At 74.1% G+C, this 16578-nt stretch carries 12 protein-coding genes; 8 read left to right on the top strand and 4 right to left on the bottom strand.

What is annotated here, in order from left to right:
• Nucleotide 1: 1 nt before the first annotated feature.
• The 3 genes from L6E17_RS17095 to L6E17_RS17085 are packed head-to-tail and all read left to right on the top strand — an operon-like array spanning nt 2 to nt 3968.
• Nucleotides 2–586 (top strand): hypothetical protein, encoded by a 585-nt coding sequence (locus tag L6E17_RS17095; RefSeq protein ID WP_236241608.1) that lies wholly within the window; start codon nt 2–4, stop codon nt 584–586.
• A complete protein-coding gene (locus L6E17_RS17090) occupies nt 583–2499 on the top strand; it encodes a phenylacetate--CoA ligase family protein (protein ID WP_236241607.1) in 1917 nt (638 codons plus the stop codon). The genes L6E17_RS17095 and L6E17_RS17090 overlap by 4 nt, the downstream gene beginning before the upstream one ends.
• Nucleotides 2499–3968, top strand: a complete 1470-nt coding sequence (locus L6E17_RS17085; RefSeq protein WP_236241606.1) for an MFS transporter — start codon at nt 2499–2501, stop codon at nt 3966–3968. Before L6E17_RS17090 ends, L6E17_RS17085 begins: the two co-directional genes overlap by 1 nt.
• Before the next feature lie 218 nt (nt 3969–4186).
• On the opposite strand, the gene metG is transcribed toward L6E17_RS17085, so the two are convergent.
• The gene (metG, locus tag L6E17_RS17080) at nt 4187–5797 is read right to left on the bottom strand and encodes a methionine--tRNA ligase (protein ID WP_236241605.1); all 1611 of its coding nucleotides are present in this window, start codon (nt 5795–5797) and stop codon (nt 4187–4189) included.
• A gap of 282 nt (nt 5798–6079) precedes the next feature.
• Here metG and L6E17_RS17075 point away from each other — a divergent pair, with 282 nt between their 5' ends.
• From L6E17_RS17075 to L6E17_RS17060, 4 genes are all read left to right on the top strand, one after another.
• A complete protein-coding gene (locus L6E17_RS17075; RefSeq protein ID WP_236241604.1) occupies nt 6080–7327 on the top strand; it encodes a helix-turn-helix domain-containing protein in 1248 nt (415 codons plus the stop codon).
• Between the two features lie 147 nt (nt 7328–7474).
• On the top strand, nt 7475–7645 hold the full coding sequence (locus L6E17_RS17070; protein ID WP_236241603.1) for a hypothetical protein: 171 nt from the start codon (nt 7475–7477) through the stop codon (nt 7643–7645).
• Nucleotides 7646–7846: 201 nt separating this feature from the next.
• Nucleotides 7847–8053 (top strand): hypothetical protein, encoded by a 207-nt coding sequence (locus tag L6E17_RS17065; RefSeq protein WP_236241602.1) that lies wholly within the window; start codon nt 7847–7849, stop codon nt 8051–8053.
• 156 nt (nt 8054–8209) lie between these two features.
• Complete coding sequence (locus L6E17_RS17060; protein ID WP_236241601.1) at nt 8210–8680, top strand: hypothetical protein; 471 nt, start codon at nt 8210–8212, stop codon at nt 8678–8680.
• Between the two features lie 453 nt (nt 8681–9133).
• On the opposite strand, the gene L6E17_RS31000 is transcribed toward L6E17_RS17060, so the two are convergent.
• A complete protein-coding gene (locus L6E17_RS31000) occupies nt 9134–9781 on the bottom strand; it encodes a VWA domain-containing protein (RefSeq protein ID WP_308315889.1) in 648 nt (215 codons plus the stop codon).
• 1222 nt (nt 9782–11003) lie between these two features.
• Between L6E17_RS31000 and L6E17_RS17050 the strand changes: the two genes are divergently transcribed.
• Nucleotides 11004–13067, top strand: a complete 2064-nt coding sequence (locus L6E17_RS17050) for a PhoX family phosphatase (protein ID WP_236241600.1) — start codon at nt 11004–11006, stop codon at nt 13065–13067.
• A gap of 140 nt (nt 13068–13207) precedes the next feature.
• Here L6E17_RS17050 and L6E17_RS17045 read toward each other — a convergent pair whose 3' ends face one another.
• Entirely contained in the window at nt 13208–14329 is a 1122-nt protein-coding gene (locus tag L6E17_RS17045) for a hypothetical protein (RefSeq protein ID WP_236241599.1), read from the bottom strand.
• A 192-nt stretch (nt 14330–14521) separates the two neighbouring features.
• Nucleotides 14522–16015: an APC family permease gene (locus L6E17_RS17040; RefSeq protein ID WP_236241598.1), complete on the bottom strand. Its 1494-nt coding sequence runs from the start codon at nt 16013–16015 to the stop codon at nt 14522–14524.
• Nucleotides 16016–16578 lie beyond the last annotated feature (563 nt).

The raw sequence follows: 16578 nt of genomic DNA, 5'->3' as shown, positions 1-16578 counted from the left end.
GATGGCTCCCCTCAGCACGGGACTGCACATCAGCACGGTGAGCGCCGGCGGCTCCCACCGGGTCTGCGCGATCTGGCGGGTGCACGGCCGTCCCGCCCCCGCACCGGACCGGTCCTGCGCCCACCCGGCGGCGCTCCTGCTGCCCCGCCGGGGCGCCGAACAGGACTGGGCGGTCGAGACCGTGCTGGCGGCGCTGCGCGAGCGCGGCGCACCCGACGGGCCGGCGTGCGCGGCGCTCACCACGGACGCCGACGGCATCGCGCTGGTGCGGCTGCGCGGCGGGCTGTGCGACGCGGACCTGCTGGAGCTGGGGCGCGCCGCCCTCGGCGCGGGCCAGCGGGAGTGGGCCGCGCTGGCCGACAGCGATCCGGCCGCCTTCCGCGCCGCGGCGGACGCCCCGTACGCGCTGCGCCGGCAGGCCGCCGTCGTCCGCGGCCCGCAGCCCGGCGGGGGACCCGTCCACGTCGTGCACCGGCGGGCGGAGGAGGTCCTGCGCGCGTACACGGCCGACCTGCTCAGCGGCGCCCCCCGCCCCCGGCCGCCCGAACCACCCTTCTCCGAGGATTCCGAGGACACACACCCATGAGGCACTACCCCACCGACCTGCTGCTGGCCGTCGAACACGTCGAGCGGTCCCTCACCGCGGGCTCGCTCCCCGATCTGGCCGATGCCCTGCGCCGGGCGGGGGTCGCCGAGCCGCCGCGGCGCTTCGACGGCGAGCAGCTCATGCTGGGCCTTGACCGGCTCCTCGACGGCGTCAGCCAGTACCCGTGGCAGCCGCTGACCGACAGCAACGACGTCGTGGAGACCGGGCCCGCGGGCACCGTCGTGCTCGACGACCGCGAAGGCGACGCTCCCGACCGGGGCGCGGGCACCGCGGCCGCCGCCGGTGCTGCCTCGGGTGCTGCCTCGGGTGCCGCCTCGGGTGCCGCCTCGGGTGCCGCCGAGGCGGTGCTGCGGGGGCTGCTGCTCGCCTGGGCGCTGGGCAACGAGGTCGTCGTGCGCACGGCACGGCCCGGCCTGTGGACCGCCGTCATGGACGCCCTGCGCGCCGCGGACACCCCGCTGCCCGCGGGCCGCGTCGCGGCGCCGGGCACCCCCGTCGCCGGTGTCGCCGTGGACGTCCCCGCCCTGCCGGAGGGCGCCTCGCCGGCCCTGGACTGCCAGGCACCCTGGGTGCACCGGCTGCTGACCCGCCGCCACCTGCCCGGTGTCACCCTGGCCCAGGCCCGCGGCGCGGACGCCGAGCGCGACGCGCGGATGGCGGCGCGGCTGCGGTTCCTCACCGCCCGCGCCCGGCGCCACCCGTACTACGCGGACCTGCCCGAGGCGGCCGACGTGCGCGGGCTCGCCGCCCTGCCCGTCCTGGAGAAGGCCGACCTGGAGGCCCACTCCCCGCCCGCCGGACGGGGGCTGCGCAGCGGCGGCCCCGGCACGGGCGAGGTGCTGCGGTCCGGCGCGACCAGCGGTGACCCGCGCTACATCGTGTACTCCCGGGCCGACTGGGACAACATGGTCCGCGAGGCGATCCCCGTGCTGTACGGGATGGGCTTGGAGCCCGGCGACCGGGTGATCAACACGCTGTTCGGCGGCGGCATGTACGGCGGGCTCACGACGACGTTCAGCGAACTGGCGCGCATGCCCGTGGAGGCGTACTCGACCGGCCAGTTCGCGACCGTGGACGACGTGCTGATGCTGACCGGGCGGTTCGGCGCCAACGTGGTCCTCGGCATGCCGGCGCTGATCCTGCCGCTGCTGAGGGACGCCAAGCAGCGCTGCCCCGAGCTGCGCGTCGAGAAGGTCCTCTACGGCGGCACCCCGATGACGCGGACCGACCGCGACTGGCTGCGCACCGCACTCGGCGCGCGGGTGGTGTCCAGCGTCCTCGCCGCGAACGACGGCGCCCAGCTCGGCTACCAGTGCGCCTCCCTGGACGGGACGCTGCACCACCTCAACGACGACTACACCCTCCTGGAGGTCGTCGACGAGTACGGCACCCCGCTGCCGGACGGCGCCGTCGGCGAGGTGCTGGTGACCACGCTGCAGAAGTTCGAGGGGCCGCTGGTGCGCTACCGGATCGGCGACACGGGGCGGATCTTCCACCATGCCTGCCGGTGCGGCGTGTCGGGCCGGGTGCTGGAGTACCTGGGCCGCTCCGACGGGCTGATCCGCTTCAAGGGCGAGACGGTGCTGTACGGCGACGTCCTGGCCGTGCTGGAGGGCCTGCGGGTCTCCCAGCTCCAGATCGAGGTGTTCAGCGAGGGGGGCAAGGAGATCCTCGTCGTCCGCACCGAGTCGCCGGTGCCGCCGGACGCCGCCGAGGTGCGGGAGCTGCTGGTGGCGGAGTTTCCCGTCCTGGGCGCCCTCCAGGACTTCGACGCCGCGCTGGACCTCTACGAACTGCGGGTCGAGTGCCATCCCGAAGGCCGCCTGTCGCGCAACGCGGTCAGCGGCAAGGTGAAGACGGTCGTCGACCGGCGGCTGGAGGTGTCCTGCTGATGCTCCGCCGCGACCCGGTGGCCCGCACCATGCTGGGGGCGATCTCGCTGTCCAGTGTCGGCATCGGCATCCACACCCTCGCCATGGGCCAGCTGCTCTACGACCGCACGGGAAGCCCCGGGGCGTTCGCCCTCATCCTCACCCTCCAGGGGCTGGCCGCGTTCTGCGTGCTGCCGCTGTGCGGGCCGCTGGTGGACGCGGTCAGCTCCAAGTGGGTGTACGCCCTGTGCGGCCTCGGCCGCGCCGCCACCGTGCTGCTGATCGTCGGGCTGGCGACGCTGCCCGGCACCGGCGCCGTCCCCGCGATGGTGGCGGTTGCCGTCCTCCTCGCGGTCTTCGACAACGTGGAGCGGTCGGCGCTGTTCAAACTCACCGCCCACCACGTGGCCGAGGCCCACATCGCCCGGTTCAACGGCATGATCGGTGTCGCGTTCCAGGCGGGGGCGCTCACCGGGATGGCGCTGCTGGGGCTGATCCTGACCTGGGGCACGGCCGAGCACGCCCTGCTGGTCGACGTCGTCATGTCGCTGGCCTGCGCCGGCGCGGTCGCCCGGCTCCGGCTCACCGCGAACGAGCACAACCCGCCGCTGTCGGCCCGCATGCTGGGCACGGCGGTGGCGGGCACGGTCGGCGAGTGGCGCCGCATGCTGGGCCGGTACCGGCGGTACCGGGCGGTGTTCGTGATGATCCTGCTGTGCGCCGGGGACTTCGTCTTCGCGCACGCGCTGAGCACCCTGGTGGTGCCGCTGGTCGACAGCCGGTACGGCGGCCAGGGCGGGTACATCGCCGCGCTGGAGGCCACCTTCGCCGTCGGCATGATCAGCGCCTCGTTCTTCACCCGCCGGCTCGTCGCCCAGCGGCTGCTGCCGCTGTGGCTGCTGGGGCAGGCCGCGGCCGCGATGCTGCTGGCGGCGTCCGACGCGGCGGCCGTGCACTTCCTGGCCTTCTTCCTCGCGGGGTTCGCCAACCTGAACAGCCTGACGTGGCTGCTGACCACGCTCCAGCAGCGGGCGTCGGACGGCGACAAGGCCAAGATGGCCTCCCTGCGGCTGCTGGCGATCGGGCTGGGCACGGCGGCGCTGATGCCGGTGATCGGCAGGTTCGCGACGGTGTCGCCGGGCGTCGGCTTCTGGAGCGTGACCGCCGTCATGGTGGTCTTCGCCGCCGGCGGGGCGTGGGTGGCCCGCACGTACCGGGCGGAACCGGAACCGCATGCTTCGGCGGCGCCGGAAGCGTCCGCCGCCGGACCGGAGGCGGCCGGGGCACGGGAGGTGCCGGGTGCCGGACCGGAGGCGGCCGGGGCACGGGAGGTGCCGGGTGCCGGACCGGAGGCGGCCGAGGTGCCGGAAGCGCCCCCGGTACCGGAGGCGGCCGGGGTGCCGGGCGTGCTCCCGGTACCGGATACCTCTCGCGCGGCCCCGGCCCCGGCCTCCCCGGTGACGGCCGCACCGGATCACCGCGGCGGCTGACCGTACGGACGAGCGCATCGGGACTCCGAGGAGCCGGGCCCCCGCACGGGCCCCCGACGGGCCCCCGACGGGTCCCGGTGCGGGTCCCGGCACGAGCCCCGTACGGGTCCCGGTACCAGAAGACCCCTCCGGCGCAGCGCTGCGCGCCGGAGGGGTCTTTCGGGCTGCCGGTGAGCGGGGCCGGGCCCCCGGCCGTGGACCGGGGGCCAGGTCTGCCCCTACTGGTCCTTCTTCGGCTCCTCCAGGCGCGGGAACAGTACCGCGCCCTTCGTGACCGTCGCGCCGGCCGGGAGCCGGCCCCAGTCGGCGGTCTCCTGGACCTTCTGGTCCGCGAGGGCGCCCAGCGACGCCTCCGCGCCCAGGGAGTCCCACAGCTTCTGCGAGGTGTCCGGCATGACCGGGTTCAGCAGGACCGCCACCGCGCGGAGGGACTCCGCCGCCGTGTAGAGGATGGTCGCCAGGCGGGCGCGCCCCTCGGGGGACCCGTCCTTGGCGACCTTCCACGGCTCCTGCTCCGTGATGTAGCCGTTGACCTGCTTCACGAAGTCGAAGACGGCGAGGATGCCGCCCTGGAAGTCCAGCTCCTCGCCGATCCGCCGGTCCGCCTCGGCGACCGCCGTGGCCAGGCCGTCCTTGACCGCCTGCTCGGCCTCGCCGTCGGCCGCGGCCTCCGGCAGGGCGCCGTCGAAGTACTTGCCGACCATCGCCGCCACGCGCGAGGCGAGGTTGCCGTAGTCGTTGGCCAGCTCGGAGGTGTAGCGGGCGGTGAAGTCCTCCCACGAGAAGGAGCCGTCCTGGCCGAACGCGATGGCCCGCAGGAAGTACCAGCGGTAGGCGTCCACGCCGAAGTGCGAGGTCAGGTCCTGCGGCTTGATGCCGGTCAGGTTCGACTTCGACATCTTCTCGCCGCCGACCATCAGCCAGCCGTTCGCCGCGACCCTGCCGGGCACCGGCAGGCCCTGCGCCATCAGCATGGCGGGCCAGATCACCGCGTGGAAGCGGAGGATGTCCTTACCGATGAGGTGCACGTCCGCGGGGAACGTCGCGTCGAACTTCGCCTGGTCGGAGCCGTAGCCGACGGCCGTCGCGTAGTTCAGCAGGGCGTCCACCCACACGTAGATGACGTGCTGGTCGTCCCACGGGATCGGGATGCCCCAGTCGAAGGTGGAGCGGGAGATCGAGAGGTCCTCCAGGCCCTGCTTCACGAAGTTCACGACCTCGTTGCGGGCCGACTCCGGCTGGATGAAGCCCGGGTTCGCCTCGTAGAACTCCAGCAGCTTCGGGCCGTACGCGGAGAGCTTGAAGAAGTAGTTCTCCTCCTTGAGGATCTCCACCGGCTTCTTGTGGACCGGGCAGAGCTTCGTGCCCTGCTCGTCCTCGATCAGGTCACCGGGGAGCTTGTACTCCTCGCAGCCCACGCAGTACGGGCCCTCGTACCCGCCCTTGTAGATCTCGCCCTTGTCGTACAGGTCCTGCACGAACTCCTGCACCCGGTCCGTGTGCCGCTTCTGGGTGGTGCGGATGAAGTCGTCGTTTGCGATCTCCAGGTGCTCCCAGAGGGGCTTCCACGCCTCCTCCACGAGCTTGTCGCACCACTCCTGCGGGGTGACACCGTTCGCGTCGGCCGTGCGCATGATCTTCTGACCGTGCTCGTCCGTGCCGGTGAGGTACCACACCTTCTCGCCGCGCTGACGGTGCCAGCGCGTGAGCACGTCGCCTGCGACGGTCGTATAGGCGTGGCCCAGGTGAGGAGCGTCGTTGACGTAGTAAATGGGGGTCGTGACGTAGTACGTCGTCTTCCCCTGCTTCTCGGATCCAGTGGCCGCCATGGGCGAAATCCTATCCGGCGGGCGGGGGCGGCCTCCGCCGCGTTTCGGGGGGTGAGAACGGGCGGGGGACGCGGGGCGGGCGGGTTCGCGGCCGTCGGGGGCGCCGGACCACTCCTGCGCGGGACCGCTGCCGCGGACGGCAGGGCGGGACGGGAAACGGCCGCCGCGAGTGGCGTCGGGGCGGGGCTCCCCGTACACCGGGGGAGGAGCGGGTGCCTTTCCCATCTTCCGTTGCGGGCAGGGGAGTACCGTTTTGAGTGTCCAGGTCAGAACGGAGTCCGTATGCCCGGCCGCACTGAGACATCGCCGTCCCTCCCCGGAGGTCGACTCCGGGACGTCCGACTGAGCAAAGGCCTGACGCAGGAAGGGCTGGCCGAGCGTGCTGGGCTCAGCCTCGGTGTCGTGAAGAAGATCGAGCGTGGCGGATCCGCACGACTGGAGACCTACCACGCCCTCGCGCGAGCGCTCGGTGTGCGGACGTCCGCGCTCTTCGATCCCTCCGGTCCCCACGCCACGCGGCGCGACGACCGCGACAAACTCGATCTGATGCCGCTCCGCCAGGCCATCGCCCCACCGATGACCGTGACCGGGCGGCTCGTGTCCGGCGACACCGTCGAACCGGAGCCGGACCTGCACGGCCTGCGGCGTACCGCCACTGCTCTCGCCTCGTCGTACTACAGCGACGACTACGCGGCGCTGGCCGGGCTGCTGCCCGCCCTGGTGCGCTCCGCCCGCACCGCGGTCGACCACTTCGACGGCGGCCCCCAGCACACGGAGGCACTGCGGATCAGGGCCGACGTCCTGCAGATGGCCGGTCGGTACCTCACGCAGGTGAGGGCCTACGATCTCGCCCACATCGCCCTGCGCGACGCGGTGACGGACGCCGTGGCCGCGGCCGACCGTACGGCGGCGGCGTCAGCGGTCTACCTGCAGGGCTGGACGCTGATCCGGCAGGGGCGCCTGGACGAGACCGAGCAGCTCGCCATCGCCACCGCCGACGACATCGAGCCGCGTATCTCCCGTGCGACCCGCGTGGAGCTGGGGGTCTGGGGACGGCTACTGGTCCGCGGGTCGTCCGCGGCCGCTCGGAACAACCGCCCGGACGAGGCACGGGAGATGCTGCGTCTGGCGCGTACCGCGGGCGCGGCCCTCGGCGGCGGCACGGCCGCGCACCCATACGGCTGGGGCAAGTTCAACTGGTCCACCGTCGCACTCCAGGCGGTCGAGAACCACGCCGTGGGCCGCAGGCCCGACCGCGTGCTCGGCCTGTCGACCCGGCTCGCTGCCGCGCCCGTCACCATGACATCCAACACCCTGCAGCGGCACAGGCTCGATGTGGCCCAGGCCCACGCGATGCTGGGACAGGGAAAGCAGGCCACCGACGTGCTGGCGCAGATCCACGACGAGGCCCCCGAGTGGCTCCGGCACCAGCAGATGGCGGAGAGCGTCTTCCAGGAGGCGCTGCGGTCGTCCGGGCGGAGCCTCACGCGGCAGCAGCGTGAGCTGGCCGGCTTCTTCGGCGTCGCGTAGGGGGCACGTTCCGTGACCCTTGGATCCGCGGCGCCCACCAAAGACTACGGAACGTGTCTGTGACACAACTAGGCGGAGTCATAGCTTCAGCGGCATGGACGTCACCCTCATCACCGGGCGTGGCGCGAGACCCAAGCTGGAGTTGGCATGTCGATGACGATCAAGGTGTATGCCGTCCGCCGCGACGGCACCACCCGCGTGATCCGCGAGAAGCGCGTGATCCCCGTGGACGAGGAGCCGCTGCCGCCCGTCGGCACCGCGTTCCCGCCGTGTGCCTGCCCGGTGTGCCGGCGCGTGCGGGAGGTGGGGGCCCGATGAGCGTCCCGCCGCCCGTGGGTCCGCCCCGACGTGGCTCGCCGCGCCCGCGCTCGCCGGGCCGCCGCAGCTCACCGAGCGGCAGCGCCGCGGCCGACAGTGCGCGGACTGCGCCGTCGAGCTGACTGCCGCCACCGCCCGGCCGCTGCCGCGGCGCTTTCCGCTGCGGGTCTGCGTGCGCTGCCACACCGCGAGGAGCAGCCGGTGACCGCGGCCGCGGGGGCGCTTCCCGCGTACGGGGCGCTCACCGCACTCCAGCGGTACGGCCTGGACTGCGCGTTCTGCGGCGCGCCGCTCGCGCCGGGAGCCGCGGTGTCGCTGGGGTGGCTGCGCCACCGGCCCGCGCCCGGCGTGCGGGTCGTGTGGGCGCCCCGCGCCTGCCGCGGCTGCGTCGAGGAGGGCGCGCCGTGACCGTACGCAGCGTCATCCGCGAGGCGGAGTGGGTCATCGGCGCCGACCGCGGCGAGGACGCCCCCGTGCAACGGATCGTGTGTGGTCTGCTCGCCCCTTGCGCTCGTGGGACGCTTCATAGACTGGCCGGGCTGCGACGAGAGGAAATGATCACAAATGCGCCCCCAGAGGTTCCACCAGTTCGCCTGCGAAGCACTCGCCAAAGCTCCCGAGGTCCAGGCTGTGGAGCCGTGGGACCGAGGTGACCACACCCTCGGGATGCGCATCGTCTTCACCAACGGGTCCCAGGTGTGGCTCGGCACGACCGGCGCGCTCCCTCCCGGCGTGAAGTCGGAGGACGAAGATGTCCCTGTCCTCGGCGAACCGCCTGCCCACGTCCCCTACCCCGATGTGTTCGACGGTGGCGCCGTCACACCCCAGCGCGCACAGGCGTACCTGGCCGCCGCACTGAACAACGCGGGGTGTGAGGAGATTGCGGAGGTGTACCCATACGCCGAGACCGCCCAGAACCCCGGCTTCGGCGTCGTCTTCCACAGCGGTGCCAAGGGCTTCTGCCTGTTCCACCACGCGGCGCGCTCGGGTCAAGGCATCAGTGGTACGCCTTTCAGCCTGCCTGTCGCCTTCTGAACCTCCCCGGGGGCCGCTTCGCCCGCCAGGGAGCGCACCACGCACCACAGATCAGCACCACACCCACCGGGAGGACTGATATGTGCACGTCATGTAACCCCAGCAGGAGGCTCGACCCTGCTCGCACCGCGGGCAACTGCCCTTCGTGCGGTGCGATCGTCGGCTCGGCGTCCGGCCAGCCCACCACCATCCACCAGGGGCCCGACGGCTCCACGTGCCCCGGCTCCGGGCAGCCCGCCCAGTAGGCGAGCACACCTGCGGCCGCCCTGGCCGGCTGAGTCACCCGTTGGCCGGGGCCCGACCGCACACGACAGAGCCGGCGACATGGAGTGGTACTCACTGAGCACTACTCCGGTACGTGTGGGTACCGCCCCGCCCCGGGCAACCCCCTGCACGCGACGTGACAACGGGGCCGGGCCGTGCGTACCACGGCCCGGCCCCGCTCGTCGTGTGTCAGGCGGAGGCGTCCGCGGTGCCGGGCCAGGAGGCGAGGACCTCCCGGTAGAAGCGGGCCGGCGGGACCTCGCGCGGGGCCGGGCCGGCGTGGAAGAAACCGGCGTTGTCGGCGCTGAGCCTGCGGAGGTAGTCGAACGCCTTGTGGTCCTCCTCGCCGAAGGCGACGAACTGCCAGAACACCGGACGGCCGGTGGCCTCGGCGTCCGCGAGCGCCTGGGTGGCGGCCGTCCTGGACTCGGGTGCGCCGTCGGTCTGGAACAGGACGAGCGCGGGGCGGTCCGGGCCGGCCTTCTCGTGGTGCGCGAGCACCTCGGCGATGGCCTGGTCGTAGTAGGTGCGGCCCATGCGGCCGAGACCGTCGTGGAGTTCCTCGATCCGCCCGGCGATGTCGTCGAGGCTGACCTCGCCCGTGCCGTCGACCTCGGTGGAGAAGAAGACGACGGGCACGGTCGCGGCCTCGTCCAGGTGCGCGGCGAGCGCGAGGGCCCGCTCGGCGAGGTGCTGGGCGCTGCCGTCCTTGTAGTACGGCCGCATGGAGGCCGAGCGGTCGAGGACCAGGTACACGGTGGCCCGCGCCCCGGTGAGGCCGCGCTTGCGCAGGGCGGCGCCGGCCGCCTTGTACGCCTCGGTGACGTGGTCCCGCACCGGTCCCTCCGCCACCCGCGACCTGACGCGCGCGGCACTGACGGCGGGCTTGCCTGCGGCGGCGGCCTGGGCGGACGCGGGCCGGGCGGACGCGGGCTGCGGGGCCGGCTCGGGCTCCGGCTCGGCGGCGGGGGCGCCGGCTGCGCGGCCTCCTGCTGCGGGGCCGGCTCCTGCGCGGCGGGCTCCTCGGGAAGCGCCTGAGCCGAGGGCTCCTGCGCGGCGGGCTCCGCCCCCTGGTCCTCCGCCGCGGTGGCCCCGGCTGCTTCTGCGGTCGCGTCCGCTGCGGTGGCCGCCTCGGCGGCTGCCTCCGGCTCGGTCGCCGCAGTCGCTTCGGCCGCCGCGGCCTCCTGCCGGGCGGTGGGCTCGGCTGCCGGAGGCGCGGTCTCCTGGGCGGCGCCCTCGGCGTCCTCGGCCACCTCACGCGTCTCGGCGGCCTCAGGTGCTTCCCGTACCTCGGACGCCTCGGCGACCTTGGACGCCTCGCGCGCCTCGGACGCCTCTGCCGCGTCACGGGCCTCGGCTGCCCCGGGTGCCTCCGTCGGTGCGGCGGTGACAGCCGCCTCCGCCGCGGCCTCCCGGTCGGCGGGCTCGGTCTTGGGCTCCGGGGCCGGGCCTTCCGCCTCGCGGGCCGGGGGCACGGTCGTACGGCGGGGCCTCGGCTGGTCGAAGGACGCCGCGACGAGATCGGCCGCGGTCGGCCCGGGGGCCGGTTCGCCCGGCGACGGCACGGACGCCGACTCCGTGTGCTCGGCCGGGGACGGGCCCGACGGCACCGGCACCGTGGCCGCCGGTTCGGCCGAGCGGTCCGACCGGTCCGCCGTGGTGTCCGTGCGTTCCGCCTGGGGCGGGACGGAGGGGGTGGCGGCCGAGTCGTCACGCTCCACGCGGTCGCGTCCGAACACCTTGCGCAGCAAGCTCCGAATGCCCATGGGCCATGGCCTTTCGCATATCTGGGTGCCGTATATGTCCGCACTGCTGGGAATTTACGAGAAATCTTCCCCGGCCAGACGGGACACGTAAGGTTAGCCGCCCCGAGCGGAAGTGGAATGGGTCCGTCTTCCATGTCAAGACCGCCTTTCCGCGGGCCCGACTCCGCGCTGGACGCACGGGGTTCATATGACGTTCATTCAGCGGCCCTCGATCCGCACGGCGGCGCGCCTAACGTCCGGCCGGAAGGTATTCCGACACGATGTCGGCGCGGGGCGCGCCGAAGGAGGACCACGTGCGCAAGCTGCTGCCGCTGTTCACCACCCCCTCGCACGCGGGCGGTCGTTCCGCCCTCACCTGCCGCTACCGCTGCGGTGACGCGTGCTTCCAGGACGTGCCGAACACCAGCGACAACGAATACGCCGGCGACGTCATAGCCGGCGCCCTCTCCCGCCGCTCCATGATGCGTGCGGCCGCCGCCGTCACCGTGACGGCCGCGGCGGGCGCCGCCGTCGTCGCCCCCGCGTCGGAGGCGCACGCCGCCCCGGCCGAGGGCTGGGGCCCGGGCGGCTGGAAGCCCGGCCGGGCCGACGGCGCGCGGGGCCTGCGCTTCACGCCCGTCGCGCCCAACACCGCCGACCGGGTCACCGTCGCCGCCGGCTACACGCAGAACGTGGTCATCCGCTGGGGCGACCCCGTCCTGCGCGGCGCGCCCGCGTTCGACGCGGAGAAGCAGACCGCCAAGGCGCAGGCCATGCAGTTCGGTTACAACAACGACTTCCTGTCGCTGCTGCCGCTGCGCCGCGAGTACGGCCGCCAGGTCCTCGTCGCGAACCACGAGTACAGCGACGAGACGCTCATGTTCCGCGGCTACGACCCGGAGAACCCGACCCGCGAGCAGGTCGAGATCGCCTGGGCCGCCCACGGCATGTCCGTCGTCGTCGTGCAGGAGGAGCGCCGCAGCGGCAAGCTGACGCCCGTCACCCGGCACTGGCTGAACCGCCGCCTCACCGCCACCAGCGTCTTCGAGCTCACCGGCCCGGCCGCCGGCGGCGACCTGCTGAAGACGTCCGCCGACCCGACCGGCCGGAAGGTGCTCGGCACCCTCAACAACTGCGCCGGCGGCACCACCCCGTGGGGCACGGTCCTGTCCGGCGAGGAGAACTTCAACCAGTACTTCGCCAACGGCTCGTCCGCCACCGACAAGCGCTACGGCATCCGCTCCGGCGCCACCGGGCGCAAGTGGGAGCGGTTCGACAAGCGGTTCGACGCGGCACAGGAGCCGAACGAGCCGCACCGCTTCGGCTGGGTCGTCGAGCTCGACCCGTACGACCCGCACTCCACTCCCCGCAAGCGCACCGCGCTCGGCCGCTTCAAGCACGAGGCCGCGCAGCCCCGCCTCACCGCCGACGGCCGCCCCGTCGTCTACATGGGCGACGACGAGCGGTTCGACTACCTGTACAAGTTCGTTTCCAGCAAGCGGATGAAGAAGGGCGACTCGCGGGCCGCCCGCGCGCACAACCTGACCCTCCTCGACGAGGGCACCCTCTACGTCGCCAAGCTCACCGGCGACTCCCCGGCCGCCGAGATCGACGGCTCGGGCAAGCTCCCGAACGACGGCGAGTTCGACGGCTCCGGCGTGTGGATCCCGCTCGCCACCGGTGACGTCTCGCACGTGCCGGGCATGACCGCCGAGGAGGTCTACGTCTTCACGCGCCTGGCCGGTGACAAGGTCGGCGCCACGAAGATGGACCGCCCCGAGGACGTCGAGCCCTCGCCCCGCTCCGGCCGCGTGTACGTCGCGCTCACCAACAACTCCCGCCGCGGCACGGACGGCAACCCGGGCGCCGACGAGGCCAACCCCCGCAACCGGAACAAGCACGGCCACGTGCTGGAGCTGGCCGAGCACTGGGACGACCCGTCGTCCGACGGCTTCGCCTGGCGGCTGTTCCTCGTCGCCGGCGACCCGGAGGACCCGGCGACGTACTTCGCGGGCTACCCGAAGGACAAGGTGTCGCCGATCTCCTGCCCCGACAACGTCGCCTTCGACCCGCACGGCAACCTGTGGATCTCCACCGACGGCAACGCGCTGGGATCCCACGACGGACTGTTCGGCGTGGCCACGCACGGCGAGCGGCGCGGTGAGCTGAAGCAGTTCCTCACCGTGCCCGTCGGCGCCGAGACCTGCGGCCCGGTCATCCAGGACCGCCGCGTCCTGGTCGCCGTGCAGCACCCGGGCGAGGTCGACGGCGCCAGCGTCGAGAACCCGAAGTCGGTGTGGCCCGACGGCCCGGGCCGGATCGTCCGCCCGTCCGTCGTCGCCGTGTACCGCAAGGACGGGCGGAACATCGGCGTCTGAGCCGCCCCGGGCGGCGCGGACGGCCGGTGCCTCCCCGTACACCCGTACACCCGTACACACCGCATGTCCTGCATGTCGCAGGCGTCCCGGGCCGCGCGCAGCGCCCGGGGCGCCGCCGCTCCCCAGCGGCGCCCCTGGTCTCACGAGGTGGCGCGGGCCTGTGCGCGCCACCTCGTGAACTGCTCCGCGGGGTCGCCCGTGTACGACCAGGGGACGCGGGACGCCCGCGTCCCCAGCAGGCCGAACACCTCGTCCGCCACGTCCGGCAGGTCCGCGTGGCAGGCGGCGTGGGCCAGGTAGTTGAGGGGCTCCACCTCCTCCGGGCGGACCGGCCCCGGCGGCCTGCCGCCCAGCCAGCGGTCCGCGGTGCGCCGCACCTCCGTCACCGCGAGCTCGTGCTTCCAGTGCTGGTCGAAGCCGCGCACGGACCCCGGACCGCGGCCCGTGCCCAGCACCCCGTCCCGTACGTACCGGTACTCCTCCACCCGCGCGACCTGCACCAGCACCGGCAGCGGCGACCCGGGCGGCGCCGCGCCCGCCGCGTCCCGCGCGAAGTCGTACATCGAGCCGTGCGTGCCGTGCCACCGCGCCGACCAGTAGCGCAGCATCTGCACGTGCCCCTCGGTGTTGTGCGGGTCGCGCCGCCGCAGCTCGTCCCACCAGCGGCGCAGCTCCGCCCGCCCCACCCCGCCGTCGTACAGCCGGGCCACCGTCAGCAGCGACACCCACGGCATCGGGTCGGCGGGCCGGGCGTCCGCCGCCGTCAGGCACGCCAGGACCGTGGAGTCCAGCCGCTGCCGGTCCGGCGCGGCGCCCCGCCCCGCCGAGATGGCCGCGTCGAAGGCCCGGACGACCTCGGTCGCGGCCCTCAGCACCGCCGCGTCGGGATTCTCCGGCTCGGCCGCCCGCCACGCCTCCACGATCGAGCAGCCCGCCGCGGCGTGCGCGAGCAGCCGCACGCGGTGGGTGCGCAGCGGCCAGTGGGCGCCGGTCGCGGCCAGCAGGTCCCGCAGGCCCTGCCAGCGGCCGATAACGATGTCGTGCCGCACGTCCGTGAGGGCGCTGTCCCCGCAGTCCCGGTCGAAGTCGGGGACGAAGCGCTCGTCCCGCCGCCCCTGGCGGCTGTGCCGCCCCGGCTTGCGGGACCGGCCGACGAGCCGCCCCGGCAGGCCGGGAAGGCCGCCGCGGCCGCCGTCCCCGGCGCCTTCCGGGCCGCCGTCGCCGCCCGTCCCGCCGTGCCCGGCGCGATGGCGTGCCGCCATTGCCTCTCCCCCGTCGCGTGGTCGCTCGCGTGGTCACAGGCGGCGCGTGGTCGCGCCCGGTGCCCGCCCGGTGGACGGTCGCCGGCCGCCGCCGGGCCCGGGGCCGGCCGGCGGTCCGGGGGCGGTGGGCCGTCCCGGGGCGCCGGCGGCGCCGTCAGGTGCCGTGCACCGGCCCGGGGACCGGACACGCGGTCAGAAGTCGGTCGCCAGCGGCGCGGTGTCGTCCTGCCCGTGCCGCCGCTGCCGCGGTGCGCCGTGCTCCCACGGCCGCCCTTCCGTCTCCGCCAGTGCCCGCACCGCGTCCAGCTTCGCCGGACGGTAGTACGAACTGCCCCGCCGCCAGTACCACGTCATCGGAACGAGACCTGCGGCCAGCCCGCCCAGCCCGATCGCGACCGACGCGGCCGGCAGCTCCGCCAGCGACGCGAAGAAGACCCACAGCATGAAACCCGCGCCGGCCAGCGGCCACACCCCGCCCAGCAGGAACTCCCGCACCGACGACAGCAGCACGCGCCGGTACGCCACGACGGCGGCCACCCCGGCCAGGCCGTAGTAGAAGGCGATCTGCAGGCCGATCGCGCGGACCGCGCTCTCCAGGATGTCCCGCACCGACCCCAGCGCGTTCGCCGCCACGAACAGCGCCAGCGCCACCGCCCCGACCGTGCAGACGGCCATCCACGGGGTGTTCCACCTCCGGTGCACGGCCCCGAGCGCGGCCGGCACCGTCCGGTCCCGGCCCATCGCGAACAGCGACCGCGTCACCTGGAGCAGGGTCGTCTGCAGCGTCGCCACCGTCGACAGCACCACCGCCACGACCAGCAGCCGCCCGCCGCCGCCCGGCCAGACGGCGTCGCCCAGCAGCACCAGCGTGCCCATCCCGCCCGAGGCCGCGGCCCGCTCGCTGCCCAGGACCACGTTCACGGCGACCGCGTACGCCTCGAACAGCAGGAAGACCAGCGCGACCCCCAGCAGCGCCGCGCACCCGGGGGTGCGGCGGCTGTCCCGGGTCTCCTCGCTGAGGTTCCCGGTCACGTCCCAGCCCCAGTAGCAGAAGGCGGCGACGAGCGCGCCCGACGCGAATCCCGAGGCCCCGTCGAAGTGGCCGAACCCGAACCACGACCAGTCGAAGGCGGCCGCCGCGCCCTGGTGCACGACCGCGCCCACCAGGAACAGCAGCAGGAGCAGCAACTCGACTCCCGTCACGAGGAGTTGGGCCCGCGCGCTGAGCCGTGCGCCGCCCAGCACGACCAGCAGCACCAGCAGGAACCAGCCCGCGCCGACCGCCGTGGAGAGCGCCGTGCTGTCGGCCAGCGCCGGGTCGTACAGCGCGAGCGTCAGGGCGCCCGCGGGCAGCGCCCCGGCCACCATGAACAGCGTCGCCGACACCACCAGCGCCCACCCCGACAGGAACCCCAGGCACGGGTGGAGGGTGCGGCCCACCCAGGAGTAGGCGGCGCCCGCGTTCACGTCGATCCGGCCCAGCCTGCCGTACGCCACGACGATCCCCAGCATGGGCAGCGCGCAGTACAGCAGCGCGGCCGGCGCGGCCAGGCCGACGGCGCCCACCAGGACGGCGGTCGTGGCGGCGAGCGAGTAGGCGGGCGCGGTGCCGGCGACCGCCATCACGGTCGTGTCGAGGGTGCCGAGAGCATCGGGGCGTAGCCCTCTTCCGGAGAAGTTGCGCATGCCGAACGTCCTTGACTGGCAGGGGGGATGGCGCTGTGCTGATCGGTCCGTGCGCATCGTAGTGGCGGTCGCGGAAGCTGCGGCTCCGGGGACCTCCGGGGCGCGGCGGGGCCGCCCGAGTTGCCGGGCGCGGCGCGCGGGTGTGCCCTGGGATGGGGACGGGGACGCCGTGGGAAGGAGCTCCGCCATGGGCGCACACGCGGCACCCGCGCGGCACCGCCGTGCGAGGCGCCTCACCGAGGGCCGCAACACCCTGCAGTGGGCGCTGCCCGCCACGCTGGGGTTCTTCTACGGCCTGTACGCCGGGTTCCTGCACCGCGGCGCCGGTCCCACGGACTGGGGCGACGTGGCGTACGGCCTCGTCAGCGGGCTGGTCTTCGGCGTGCTGAGCTTCGCGCTCGGGCGGTACCGGCGGGCGCTGCCGCGCGAGCTGCGGGGCGCGGCGTACGGGCGCTGGCCGGCGCCGGCATCGGGTGGCTGTTCAGCCTGTCAGGCGGCAGCGTGGTCGCCAGTGCCGGGCTCGGCCTCGGTGTGGGCGCGGCCGTCGGGCTCGCGGCGTTCTA

The organism is Streptomyces sp. CC228A (assembly GCF_021390935.1).
GTDB lineage: Bacteria > Actinomycetota > Actinomycetes > Streptomycetales > Streptomycetaceae > Streptomyces.
Note: the sequence above shows the minus strand (reverse complement) of the source record. Positions and strands in the feature narration are given on the sequence as shown.